This is a genomic window from Thalassospira sp. A3_1, from assembly GCF_017744215.1.
In the GTDB taxonomy this organism is placed as follows: domain Bacteria; phylum Pseudomonadota; class Alphaproteobacteria; order Rhodospirillales; family Thalassospiraceae; genus Thalassospira; species Thalassospira lucentensis_A.
The window spans coordinates 1,231,115-1,243,888 of record NZ_JAGHQQ010000002.1 but is presented as its reverse complement, the minus strand read 5'-3'; the positions used below and the strand labels follow the sequence as shown (position 1 = coordinate 1,243,888).

General features: G+C 53.9%; 14 protein-coding genes. 12 read left to right on the top strand and 2 right to left on the bottom strand.

Features of this window, described 5'->3' with window-relative positions; genetic code table 11:
* Positions 1-18: 18 nt before the first annotated feature.
* From J7395_RS12970 to J7395_RS12955, 4 genes are all read left to right on the top strand, one after another.
* Complete coding sequence (locus J7395_RS12970) at positions 19-495, top strand: RT0821/Lpp0805 family surface protein (RefSeq protein WP_062952457.1); 477 nt, start codon at positions 19-21, stop codon at positions 493-495.
* Between the two features lie 170 nt (positions 496-665).
* Entirely contained in the window at positions 666-1,586 is a 921-nt protein-coding gene (locus J7395_RS12965; protein WP_062958999.1) for a DnaJ C-terminal domain-containing protein, read from the top strand.
* A 111-nt stretch (positions 1,587-1,697) separates the two neighbouring features.
* Positions 1,698-2,114, top strand: a complete 417-nt coding sequence (locus J7395_RS12960) for a DUF411 domain-containing protein (protein ID WP_209221720.1) — start codon at positions 1,698-1,700, stop codon at positions 2,112-2,114.
* Entirely contained in the window at positions 2,111-2,365 is a 255-nt protein-coding gene (locus tag J7395_RS12955) for a hypothetical protein (protein WP_209221718.1), read from the top strand. The genes J7395_RS12960 and J7395_RS12955 overlap by 4 nt, the downstream gene beginning before the upstream one ends.
* Before the next feature lie 21 nt (positions 2,366-2,386).
* On the opposite strand, the gene slyA is transcribed toward J7395_RS12955, so the two are convergent.
* Positions 2,387-2,887 (bottom strand): transcriptional regulator SlyA, encoded by a 501-nt coding sequence (gene slyA / locus J7395_RS12950; RefSeq protein ID WP_209221716.1) that lies wholly within the window; start codon positions 2,885-2,887, stop codon positions 2,387-2,389.
* A gap of 191 nt (positions 2,888-3,078) precedes the next feature.
* Here slyA and J7395_RS12945 point away from each other — a divergent pair, with 191 nt between their 5' ends.
* Positions 3,079-4,440, top strand: a complete 1,362-nt coding sequence (locus J7395_RS12945) for a mechanosensitive ion channel domain-containing protein (protein WP_209221714.1) — start codon at positions 3,079-3,081, stop codon at positions 4,438-4,440.
* Here the strand turns inward: J7395_RS12945 and J7395_RS12940 are convergent.
* The gene (locus J7395_RS12940; RefSeq protein WP_062952451.1) at positions 4,437-5,795 is read right to left on the bottom strand and encodes a YihY family inner membrane protein; all 1,359 of its coding nucleotides are present in this window, start codon (positions 5,793-5,795) and stop codon (positions 4,437-4,439) included. The genes J7395_RS12945 and J7395_RS12940 overlap by 4 nt on opposite strands.
* Positions 5,796-5,997: 202 nt before the next feature.
* Here J7395_RS12940 and fabI point away from each other — a divergent pair, with 202 nt between their 5' ends.
* From fabI to J7395_RS12905, 7 genes are all read left to right on the top strand, one after another.
* Positions 5,998-6,828, top strand: coding sequence for an enoyl-ACP reductase FabI (gene fabI, locus J7395_RS12935; RefSeq protein ID WP_062952450.1), 831 nt, complete (start codon positions 5,998-6,000; stop codon positions 6,826-6,828).
* Positions 6,829-6,908: 80 nt separating this feature from the next.
* Entirely contained in the window at positions 6,909-8,000 is a 1,092-nt protein-coding gene (gene aroC / locus J7395_RS12930; RefSeq protein WP_097050651.1) for a chorismate synthase, read from the top strand.
* A 94-nt stretch (positions 8,001-8,094) separates the two neighbouring features.
* On the top strand, positions 8,095-9,117 hold the full coding sequence (locus J7395_RS12925; RefSeq protein WP_209221708.1) for a hypothetical protein: 1,023 nt from the start codon (positions 8,095-8,097) through the stop codon (positions 9,115-9,117).
* Positions 9,118-9,253: 136 nt separating this feature from the next.
* The gene (locus J7395_RS12920; RefSeq protein WP_247742112.1) at positions 9,254-9,886 is read left to right on the top strand and encodes an intradiol ring-cleavage dioxygenase; all 633 of its coding nucleotides are present in this window, start codon (positions 9,254-9,256) and stop codon (positions 9,884-9,886) included.
* A gap of 103 nt (positions 9,887-9,989) precedes the next feature.
* Positions 9,990-10,628 (top strand): TetR/AcrR family transcriptional regulator, encoded by a 639-nt coding sequence (locus J7395_RS12915; protein ID WP_247742111.1) that lies wholly within the window; start codon positions 9,990-9,992, stop codon positions 10,626-10,628.
* Between the two features lie 32 nt (positions 10,629-10,660).
* Positions 10,661-11,128 carry a DUF2269 family protein gene (locus J7395_RS12910; RefSeq protein ID WP_209221707.1) on the top strand — a complete coding sequence of 156 codons (468 nt, stop codon included), beginning with the start codon at positions 10,661-10,663 and terminating at the stop codon, positions 11,126-11,128.
* A 132-nt stretch (positions 11,129-11,260) separates the two neighbouring features.
* Positions 11,261-12,772, top strand: coding sequence for a DUF3696 domain-containing protein (locus tag J7395_RS12905; protein WP_209221705.1), 1,512 nt, complete (start codon positions 11,261-11,263; stop codon positions 12,770-12,772).
* Positions 12,773-12,774 lie beyond the last annotated feature (2 nt).

The following is a 12,774-nucleotide window of genomic DNA, read 5'->3' as shown; positions in this document are numbered from 1 at the left end:
CAAGGTAGGCAAATAAATATGAAATTCCGTCATATCGTTATCCCCGTCATGATGACCGCATTCATTGCCGGTTGTGCACAGGATCAGGGCCAGAAACAGACCGCAGGCACCCTTCTGGGCGCGGTTGGTGGTGCTGTTGCCGGTGCCCAGTTCGGTAAAGGATCGGGGCAGCTTGTAGGCGTTGCACTTGGTACGCTTGCCGGTGCCTTCATCGGTAGTGAAGTAGGCCGGTCGCTTGACAATGCGGACCGTGCCATCATGGCGCAGAACACTCAGCGGACACTTGAAAGTGCCCCCACGGGCCAGACTTCGACCTGGAACAATCCCGATACAGGTGCGCGGGGTACGGTAACCCCGGTTCGCACCTATCAGGAGCCCAAAACCCAGGAATATTGCCGTGAATACCAGCAAACCGTCACCATTGGCGGCAAGCAGGAAGAAGCTTACGGCACCGCATGCCGCAAGCCGGATGGCAGTTGGGAAGTTGTGAACTGATCTTCACGGCATGACATTTAAAAAAAGCGGCGCGTTCCTTGCGGACAGCGCCGCTTTTTCATATCTGAGCCATGTCAAGGACTGCAATTAAAACAAATGGCTTCCTTGCCACAGCCGATACAGGCTTATAATACATCTATAGAGTTTCCCTTTATCCAACCGGTCAGGCGATGCAGGATCCCTACAAGACTTTGGGCGTTGCCAAAAACGCCACCCAGGACGAAATCAAGAAAGCCTATCGCAAACTTGCGCGCGAGCTTCATCCGGATGTCAATCCCGGCGACACCAAGATCGAAGAGCGGTTCAAAAAAGTTTCGGCCGCCTATCATCTTCTGGGGGATGCCGAACGTCGCAAGAAATATGATGCGGGCGAAATTGATGCCGATGGCCGTGAAACCGGGCCGTTTGGCCGTGGTGGTGGCGCGCGTTACAGCGGTCAGGCAGGTGGCGATCCGTTCGGATTTTCCGGTGCCAATGCCGAGGATATCTTTGACGAGATTTTCGGCAAAGCCGGCCGTGGTGGTAGCGGATTTGGTGGTTTTGGCGGTCGCAGACAGGCCGAAAAGGTCAAGGGACCCAATATTTCCTATGAACTGAGCCTTGATCTGGCCGAGGCAATTATCGGCACGACCAAGCGCATTAACCTTGCCAGTGGCAAAAGTCTTGAAGTCCGCATTCCCGCCGGAAGCGAAGATGGCCAGACCCTGCGCCTGAAAGGCCAGGGGATGGCGGGCATGAATGGCGGGGAGGCAGGCGATGCGCTGATCAAGCTGCATGTCCATCCCGATAAAACGTTCCGCCGCGAAGGCAATGACCTGCATTGCGATCTGGCTATCAGTCTCGCCGAGGCAGTTTTGGGTGGCTCTATCGAAGTCCCAACGATCAATGGCAAAGTCAGCATGAAGCTGCCGGCCAATGCCAATAGCGGCACGAAACTGCGCCTCCGCGGCAAGGGGGCGGCCTATGCCCGGGGTGACAAACGCGGCGACCAATATGTCCATCTGACTGTCAAGCTGCCGGAAAATCGAGATGACGAACTGATCGATTTCGTTCGCGAGTGGTCGGAAAAGCATCCCTATAAGGCGCGCTGATACACTGATCCGGTGCCCCCTGCACCGTTAACGGTTTGACCGGACTCAAGACCTGATCGGATTTTCACAGGCATTCTGCCTTTGCAGTTTCATCTGACAAAGGCAGAAACCATGCGACCCATTGCACTTTCGACCGTTCTGGCCGGTGTTGCCCTGGTCGGACTTACGGCATTTGTCGGCACGTCACGTCCGACACTTGAACTTTCCTATACCGCAGATTGCCAAAACAGCGCCGATTGGCAAAGCCTCCTTGAGGCCGAAGGTTTCGATGTTCATGCCGCACAGGTCAGCAACCTGTCGCTTTCGGAACAGCAGGCGATGATGATTACCCCGGCATCGATGCGCGATTGCAAGATCGGACGGGTTGCGGGTTACAGCGTGATCGGCGAAGTTCCGTCGGGCGATATCGTAATGCTTTTGCGGCGCAAACCGGCCGATGTCATCGCTCTTGCCCGTGACGATCAAACCGACGAAACAGTCGCGATCCATTATGACGGCTCCGTCGAACGCAGCAGGTCATCGCAATGAGGGGTATTTCGCGGTTGCGGCTTGCCTTCACCGGGATCGGAGTGGTGACGGCTGGCGTATTGTGGGGCAGTGCGGCCATGGTTTGGCTCTCATTGCCGGACGGATCGCCAACTTTCCTGCCAGCAGACAGCCTTTTGCCCGCAATCGCGATCAGTCTCGCGATCTTTGGCGGACTTGGCTTTGGAGCGGCGGTTTTGACCGAACGCTGGGAAAATGAAAGCCTTAGAAACCGGTCATCAAACCGGTCCTAGGTTGGGGCCGGTAGCAGGCCCCTATTTCTTCCTCTGCCCGACCATTATCATGTCCCTGTCCTCTGCGCTTCCGGCAAAAGCATCGAACTGTCGGCCGATTTTTTTGAACACGGCAAGGCATTGTTCAAGTTCTTCGTCGGAAACATCGGCGAAAATCTGGGCGCGCACACCCTGTATCACCGCCTGGATCTGACGCAATGCCGGTTCGGCCTTCGCCGTCAGATGGACGGTTTTTGCCCGCCTGTCATCAGGAACTTCGCGCCGTTCGATAAGTCCCTTCTCTTCCAGCCAGTCCAGTGTTCGCACCAATGTCGGCCCCTGCACTCCGGCCACACGCGCCAGTTCCTTTTGGGTCAGGTCAAGATCCGCCGTGCTGAGGCGAAACAGGATGATCCAGCGTGCCTCGGTCAAAATAAAGGGCGATAGACGCCGATCAACTTCGGCGCGCCATTGTCGGGCAAGCATACCCAGCCAGATACCGAACTGTTCACGTGACGCATTGCTATCAGGGGGATTTGTCATGGGAAACACCTGCGGGAGGATTTTTGATCCTAAAGATTTAGATAGATAGCTATCTATCGTCAAGGAAGCTGCTTTGAAAATCCCAACCAGGAACAACACAACCCTATCTCGCAGGGGCGGGTTCGCGTTACCATATGAAATAAAACACTTTCCATTCGCCAATCGTCATACAGGGAAGACACAGGGCACGCATGGAACAATTCTGGAATCCCGACCAGCTCGTGATCTGGCTTGAACAGGCCGCCGCATGGGTGGAAACCAATGTCCTGCTTGTCCCGATCCTGTTGCAGATTGTTGCCTGCCTGCTTGCGGTGATCCCGGCCCTGTTGCTGCGCCGTCCGCTTTCGCATCAACTGGCCCGTTTGCAAAACTGGCGGGCGCTTTTGCATTATGCTGGGTTCCGGCGATTGCTTGCAGTTTTGCCCGACCTGGCATTTCCGATCATTCTGGTTCTGCTGATCTGGTTTATTGATGCCGTCGCGATACAGGCAGGGCTTCGGCATAATATCCTGCGTCTCGTTGCAAGCCTTCTGAATGCGTGGATTTTCATTCGTCTGGGTACAGCCGTTGTCAATGATCCAGTCTGGGCACGCAGCATTACGATCATCGCCTGGGGGCTGGCTGCGCTTAACATCGTCGGCTGGCTTGATCCGACGATTGACCTGCTGGACAGTCTTGCCCTTCAAATCGGGCAATTCCGGATATCGGTATTTGGCATCCTCAAAGCGATGCTGTCGCTGGCGATCCTGCTATGGGTTGCATCCTTTGCCTCGCGCATTTTCGAACAACGCATCCAGAAGGTTCATCGCCTGACACCCTCGGTTCAGGTGCTGATGTCCAAGCTTCTGAAACTCGTGCTGCTGTCGATTGCGGTTTTGTTCGCGCTATCGACCATCGGTGTTGATCTGACTGCCCTTGCGGTGTTTGGCGGTGCGATCGGTGTTGGCATCGGGTTTGGTTTGCAACGGATTGTCGCCAACCTGATCAGCGGTGTAATCCTGTTGCTGGACCGGTCGATCAAGCCGGGGGATGTGATCGCGATTGGCGATACGTTTGGCTGGATACAGTCGCTTGGCGCGCGTTACACAGCGGTCCGCACCCGTGACGGCACCGAATTCCTGATCCCGAACGAAGACCTGATCACCAATCAGGTCGAAAACTGGAGCCACTCGGACGTCAAGCTGCGCCTAAAGGTTCCGGTCGGCATCGCCTATCGCTGCGATCCACATTTCGCGATCAAATTGTGCAATGAAGCCGCGGCAAAATGCACCCGCGTTCTGGACAATCCGGGCCCGAATACATTGCTGCGCGGCTTTGGCGACAATTCGGTCGATCTTGAGATCCGTTTCTGGATCACGGACCCACAAAACGGACGTGGCAATATCATCAGCGAAGTTTTGCTGAACGTCTGGGACAGCTTTAAGGAAAACGAGATCGAAATCCCGTTCCCGCAACGCGATCTGCATTTGCGCAGTAGTGATGGCGATATCCGGGTCGAAATGAGCCGTCCGGATGACGCATCCGGTGATCCAACACTGGACAGCCGGGATTAATCAACGATCTGCGTCATATCTTTTGGCCCGATTTCCCCTGATGATTCCTGTTCCCGCTTCGGTTCCACCGTTTCGGGTACCTTGTCCTCGGATTTTGGTAAATCAAGAAGCTCGGCAACATTGACATCAAGTACGGTCTTGCGTGTTTTTTCCAGTTCGACCAAACGTTCGCGCATCGCAACCGGCCAGCCACCATCGGCATTGACCAGAAGTAACCGGTCATAATCCAGAAACAGGCCAAGTCGGGTCATCAAATCCACGAGCGTAATCCGCGACAAATCCCCCGATAGCAGCCAGCGATGGCTTTCGGATCGTTCAATCAGCTTTTCACGACGAAGTGCTGCCAGCGCCCAGTTCAGATCCCGTCCGCCAAGTTTGGTTTCACGTAACATCCGACGATAGGTTGGCGGTTTGGAGGCCTCGTGGAAACGGTGTTGTAGATATTCCAGAACCCGCAACACAGCGATGATGCGTTCCATCTGCCCCGGCACCGCCCCACGCGGATCGGGGATCAGTCCGGCGGCGCGCGCCGCACGCCATTCGGACCGTGCCGCGGCGACCTGGGCGCCCAGCAAGACAACAATCCAGGTCAGATACATCCATAACAGGAAGATCGGCACAATCGCGACCGCGCCATAGATCGTCTGATAGGTCGGGAAATTAATGACGTAAAAACCAAATCCCTTTTTAAGTGCCTCGAACAGACCGGCCGCTACCAACCCACCCAAAATCCCGTCAATGATCACGACCGAACGGTTCGGCATACCGATAAACAAAAGCGAGAAGGCAATCGAAGATAACAGGAACGGTGCCAAAAACGTCAATTGCCCGATATGTTCGCCCAGCCCATCGGCCCCGACCATATAGCGCATGGCAAAAATGTAGGATGCCACCGAAAGGCTTAGCCCCAACAACATCGGCCCGACCGTCAGCAGGGTCCAGAAAACAACTAGTTTCGCCAAAAGCTTGCGCGGGGTGGTAACACGAAAGACATCGTTCATTGCACCTTCGATCGCACCAAGCAGCATGACGGCCGTCAAAGCCAGAACAATCGTGCCTATTGCTGTCATCTGGCCGGTATTTTGAAGGAACCCACCAAGATAATCGGTTACCTGTTCGCCGGTTTCGGGAAGGAAATTGTTCAGGACCACGCCCGTGATCTGGTCCTTCCACTGGTCAAAGACCGGAAAGGCCGAAAGAACCGTAAGAGCCACGGCAAGGAACGGCACCATTGCAAGAAGAGTTGTATAAGACAGGCCTGCTGCGCGCTGGATGGATTTATCATGGATAAAGCGCATGATCGCATAGCGCCAAAATCCGGTGCGATCGTTCAGTATTTGCCCGATTGGAACCATTAAACACTTATCCCTGCGCGATTTCCGGTTATAGTGTAATTGATCAACAGGATAGCGCGCCGGCACAAGATAAAACAGGCCAGATTGACCTTGGCTTCGCTTTGTGTAGGATGCGCCCAATGTCAAATGCCTCCTGTGTGGGTCACAGCTTTGTTCCGCGCTGCATGCCTGCCAGAGAGAGATCGTGGGAACGAGAGGGAAAATGAGCTTTTCCGCCGAAAACATTTCCGGCCTGATGGCTGGCAAGCGTGGCCTGATCATGGGCGTCGCGAACGATAAATCCATCGCCTGGGGTATTGCACGCACTGTGGCTGCCGCTGGCGCCGAAGTTGCTTTTACCTTCCAGGGCGAAGCACTTGAAAAGCGTGTTCGGCCATTGGCGGAGTCTGTCGGCAGCGATATCGTCCTGCCCTGCGACGTGACCGATGCGGCAAGCATTGATGCCGTGTTCGAAACGCTGAAAGAAAAATGGGGCAAGCTGGACTTTGTGGTTCACGCTATTGGATTTTCCGATAAAAACGAACTTCGTGGTCGCTATGTAGATACCTCGCCTGAAAACTTCGCGCTTTCAATGAACATCTCGGTCTATTCCTTTACCGCCGTTGCACAGCGCGCGGAAAAGCTGATGACCGATGGTGGTTCGCTTCTGACCCTGTCCTATTACGGGGCGGAAAAGGTGATGCCGCATTACAACGTCATGGGCGTTGCCAAGGCGGCCCTTGAAGCCAGCGTGAAATATCTTGCCAATGACCTTGGTCCGGATCGCATCCGTGTGAATGCTATTTCGGCAGGCCCGATGAAGACCCTTGCCGCGTCGGGGATTGGCGATTTCCGCTATATCCTGAAATGGAATGAATATAATTCGCCGATGCGCCGCAACGTTACCCTTGATGATGTTGGTGGGTCGGGCCTGTATTTCCTGTCGGACCTGTCAACCGGTGTCACCGGGGAAACCCATCATGTCGATTGCGGTTATCACACCGTTGGCATGAAGCAGGCAGACGCACCTGACATCAATGTTCAGAAAGCCTGATCTGAACATGATATGATCTTGCGGGCTGCCTTGCTGGCAGCCCGTTTTGTCTTCAAACACCTGAATTCTGGATATCGGAAATGGCTGGCAACAGTTTTGGCTCCCTGTTTCGCTTCACCACCTTTGGCGAAAGCCACGGCCCGGCCATTGGCTGCGTCATTGACGGTGTGCCGCCGCTTCTTGACCTGACCGAGGAAGACATCCAGCAGTTTCTTGAAAAACGCAAACCGGGCCAGTCGCGCTTTACCACCCAGCGCCGCGAACCCGATCAGGTCAAAATCCTGTCAGGCGTGTTCGAAGGCAAAACCACCGGCACCCCGATCGGGCTTCTGATCGAAAATGTTGATCAGCGATCCAAGGACTACGGCGAGATTAAAAACCAGTTCCGTCCGGGCCATGCCGATTACACCTATTGGGAAAAATACGGCATTCGCGATTATCGTGGCGGTGGGCGTTCATCGGCACGCGAAACCGCGATGCGGGTTGCGGCCGGGGCGATTGCGCGCAAAATCCTTGGCGATGACATCAAAATCCGCGGCGCCCTGATCAAGATGGGCACCAAGGAAATCAATCGCGACAACTGGAATTGGGACGAAGTTGATAACAACCCGTTCTTCTGCCCCGATGCAGCCGCCGTTCCGGTTTTCGAAGAATATCTTGATGGCCTGCGCAAGGATGGATCATCCGTCGGCGCCGTGATCGAAATTGTCTGTTCCGGTGTGCCGGTCGGGCTTGGCGATCCGGTCTATGACAAGCTTGATGCCGATATGGCCAAGGCGATGATGACGATCAATGCCGTCAAGGGTGTTGAAATCGGCAACGGGTTCGAAGCCGCCGAACTGACCGGCATCGAAAATGCCGATGAAATGCGCATGGGCGAAGATGGCAAACCGGTCTTTGGCTCCAACCATGCGGGCGGTATTCTGGGCGGGATTTCTTCCGGTCAGGATGTTGTCGTGCGCTTTGCCGTCAAACCGACCAGCTCGATCCTGACACCGCGCAAAAGTGTCGATATTTTCGGCAAGGATGTCGATGTCGTGACCAAGGGCCGCCATGACCCGTGTGTTGGCATTCGCGCCGTTCCGGTTGGCGAAGCCATGGCTGCCATCGTTCTGGCCGATCATCTGCTGCGCCATCGCGGGCAGTGTGATGGCTGGAATCGCAACAAGTAATTCCGGCGGCATTATTTTCCTGCATTAGTCTGTCACAAGCGGGATCGTGCACCGTCAATGGTGCATGAACCCGACATTGTACAAAGCCCTGATTATGCTTGCATCCAACAGCAAACCGGCATCGGCCACAAAGCCCGCCGGGCGGGATGGTGGCTTGGGCAATCGCACCGTCCTTTATGCCGATGAACCGGTCGATTTGCCCGATTGGGGAATTGCGGCCCTGCCCTCGATGATCCTTGGCGCAGCCCCGCAAAGCTGCCTTTTCGTCAGCGACCTGACGGTAGAGGAACCCGAAAACGACGCGGAAAACAGTGCCGGAACGCCCGGTGACGCGGACACACCTGCGCCTGTCAAAGTATCCTTTTCGCTGACTGTCGACAGCGCACCTGATGACAATTCCAAATTGATCCAGCGACAGATCACCTGGCGTCTTGCCATGCCAGCAAGCACCTTCCGGCAGATCACAACCAGCGCCAACAGCACCCCGGTGCGAGCCCCCGTGATCCGAACGAAGCTGGTCCTGCGCGGTGTTATTTGTGATGTTGAACTTGGCCTGCTGGAAGTACCGGGCATTACCCAACCGCTTCTGGTCGGGCGCGATACCCTGTCCGACCGCTTCCTGATCCGCCCTGATCATGATAAAGCCGCCCCGACCCCGTCGCCGTCCGCAACGCTTTCGATCACGCCGGACGAGCCCGCCGCACCGGCAAAACCGGTTGATCCTGCCCCGACACCGGCAACAGCAACACCAGCAGAACCGGGAAAAGCACCGGATACAAGCAACGCAGCGCCCCAATCCGCCGCATCCAGCCCGGATATGCCACCGGTGCCTGTACCGTCGGAAAGCGAGGCGGCATCAGCACCGGCAACCACTCCAACTCCAACGCCCACCCCAGTTCCAGATGCGCCTACCCCAACCGCAGATCAGGGCGCGGCACCTGCGCCTGCGGCCGATATATCAGGCAGTACCACCGCCGTACCGGATGGCACGAATGGCAACACCGCCCCAGCAACTCAACCGCCCCCCGCGACACCATCGACGGACCAAGGGGGCGATGCTTCTGCTGCCTCGCAACCGGTCGAAGCTGATAAGGCAACATCGACAACGCCTGCCTGAATTCACCAATCGCTTTTCATCACAAATTGCATGGGGGCGTTGATTTTTGGACCAAAGCCGCTATCTCGCTTTTATCAGGCAGCCCGCATTCCACGTGCGGTTAGATGCCTGATGGTGATGAAAGGGGCAATACCGCATGCTGTTATCAGGACCTGAGCAAAGTCATGCCATGCCAACCCGCCGCAGCCTGCTGCAAGGCTGGCTTGCCGCCAGCGCGGCCGGCATTTCCGGCATTTCCGTGGGGATGTTTGCGCCAATCTTGAGCGCCCAGCCAATAAAACGCGACATCACGCCATCCTGTGGCTCCGATGATGAACCAACCCGCAGCAGCACTGAAGGTCCGTTTTACAGCAACCAGCCCCCGGAAAAATCCGATTTTCGTGGCGATGCAGATGGCGATCCGGTAACCCTGATCGGGTTTGTCCTGACCCGCGATTGCCAGCCGATCAGCGGCGCAATCGTCGATCTTTGGCATGCTAATCGCGACGGCGAATATGACAATCGCGGTTTCCGGTTACGCGGTTATCAGAAAACCGATGCCGATGGCCGGTACTTTTTCGAAACCATCCGCCCCGCCGAATATGGCAGCCGCACCCCGCATTATCACGTCAAGGTGCGAAACGGGGACGACAGGGTTCTGACCACACAGCTTTACTTCCCCGGCGAAGCCCGCAACGCGCGGGACTTTCTGTTTAACCCGGCACTGCTGATGGATATTCAGAAGGCATCTGACGGCGACATCGCGCGGTTCGATTTTATTCTGGCCTGATCAGAACCGTTTTTCCGAAGAATTCCGACACCAAGAATCTCCTTTCGGGCATTTTTGGCTTGCATCGTGTCGCGTCAAACGTCTATGTTAACAATATTAACATATGCAAGAATACAAGAAACCGGAATACGAGCTTATGGGAAAATACCACCACGGTGACGTCCGCAATGTCCTGCTGCAAAAAGCCGAAAACATCCTGAACGAAGAAGGTCCGAGCGGGCTTTCGCTGCGGCGGCTGGCGCGCATGACCGGTGTGTCGGAAGCAGCGCCCTATCGTCATTTTGACGGTAAGGATGGCATTTTGGCGGCAGTGGCGATTAATGCGTTTGAACGCTTTGCAGAACGGCTGGAAAATGTCGCGGCCAATGTCCAGAAGCACGAAGAACGGATCATGGCGCTTGGTGCGGCTTATGTGCATTTCGCGGTCGATTTCCCGCAGCATTTTCGCCTGATCTTTGGCCGGGAACGCCCGCCGCTCGATCAATATCCAGAACTTCGCGAGGCGGCCGATAACGCGTTTGACGTTTTGCAACGCGCCGTTACATCAGTTGATCGTCGTGCCGATATGACCCTGAACGAAGCAGCCACCGCCTATAACCGCGCCCTTGCGGCATGGAGCCGCGCACACGGCATCGCCATGCTGGTGATTGACGGGATGATTGTTCCGCCTGCCGATCAGGAACTTGATGATTTTGTGCTGGGGCTTCTTGCCGAAGACCTGACAGCCCCTGAAAATTCCTGATCCCGATATCCGCAAATCAAAGGCCGCCAAAGATGGAATACACCACCGTCAAATTCATTCACCTTCTGGGTGCCGTGCTGTTTCTGGGCAATATCATCGTCACCGCAGTCTGGAAAAGCCTGGCGGATCGCACGAAAAATCCGGTGGTTATTGCCTTTGCCTGCAGGCTGGTGAATGTCACCGATCTGGCTTTTACCGCCTTTGGCGCGGCACTGGTGGTGATTGGCGGTGTCGGGCTGTTTCATGCCGGCGGTACTTCACTTTCCGATAGCCCGCATCTGACGATGGGTATCAGTCTGTTTGCCATGGCGGCTGTGCTGTGGCTGGTCGGGCTTTTGCCCTTGCAGCTCTATATGTCGCGGATTGCCGCCCAAACGGTGGCAGCAGGCGAAGCCACCATGCCGGTGGCCTATGATAAGTGCGTAAAGCTTTGGATGGTGCTGGGCATCGCGGCAACGTTGCTGCCGGTTGGTACGCTTTGGTTCATGATTGCGCGATAGGACATTATCCCAACGAGGCACAAAATAAACTGTAGGTCGAGAACAAGCCAGCCCCCTCAAGCACAATTACAAGTTGACACACCACCAGTCACAACCATAGCTTAGACAAAACACATTAGAGAATCCTGAAAAATGTTAGCCAGACTGACCTTAGAAAACTTCAAGGCTTTCAAAGAATTACAAACATTTGATCTTGCTCCGCTAACATTGATCTACGGCCCAAACTCAGCGGGCAAGAGTTCAATCATTCAATCTTTGGCTCTTTTACGCCAGACACTTGGTCAAAAAGCAATATTTTCTGATCGGCTGAATTTTCGTGGTGACTTGGTTGATTTGGGTAGCTATCGATCAATCGTACATAATCATGACAAGAAAAATAGGATAAGAATATCAATTGATTACACGGTGAAAGAGCGATCCGTAACACCTTTAAGTTCAATGCCAAGAGAGCTACCTAGAGGTTTAGATTTATTTTTCAAGAGTGCAAAGGGTATTGGCTCAAGAAAATTCAATTCATCACAGTTGGATGAGGTCCGATATCGCTTAGATCAAGGACGGCTACTAAACGTATCACTAATAGAAACGATACCGGATAAATCTCACAGAGTTTTTGACGCATACAAAGAAGGCATGCGTTTCTTCAACTGGAAAACAAAAGACGACCTGAACGCATATTGCAGCCTTGTAGATGCATTATGGGAGAGAAGAATAAAAAGACCCGCAAGTTACAGGAGCCATCAACTTCAGCTAAGTCTTCTAGATCAGCAGTCTGCATCATTTCCAGAAGCAACTAAAGAAACGCTAGAACTTCTAAAAGGAGCAATTTTCCATACAAGAGGTTTACTCCCATTTCAAATGGACGCTGACGAAGAGTTTCTCAATTATAATGCGATGTTGGCGCCCAAATATCGGAGATCACCGGTATGGCAATTCCACCTAGAATTCATAAGAGAAATATCCAAAATCTCGTACTTGGGACCGATCCGAAGCCATCCGGAACGTCAATACATTCTGACAGAGGACTTACCTGATCAAGTAGGGCCCAAAGGTGAAAACACCGCCAAGATTTTATTACGGCAGCAATCAACACTAACGAATGAACTAGACGCCTGGCTATCTAGGTTCGAAATAAACTATCGTACAAAAATCCGCCACGTAGGAAACGAGTTAACTGGAGAGATTGTGTCTGTAAACTTAATCGACACAAACTCAGGCGTGGAGCTAACCCCATTAGACGTAGGCTTTGGCATAGGACAAGTATTGCCGATTCTTGTCGAAGGCTTATCAAGTAAACGAAAAACCATCTGCGTAGAACAGCCAGAAATTCACTTGCATCCGCGCCTCCAAGGCCATCTTGCTGATTTTTTCTTAGAAACCGCTTACCACCCCCGCACAAACCCAGAAGGCGTTCAATGGGTAATCGAAACACACAGTGAATCGCTAATGCTCCGTCTCCAAAGACGAATAAGAGAACGCAAGTCTTCAAATCCAATTCCGTTAGAAGATATATCAGTTATTTATGTAGATCGCACAAATAGAGATAACAGCAGAGCAACACAAATTCGTATAGATAAAGATGGAGACTTTATCGACGAATGGCCAAACGGGTTCTTTGAAGAAAGGTTTTTGGAGTCATTTCTTTAGTT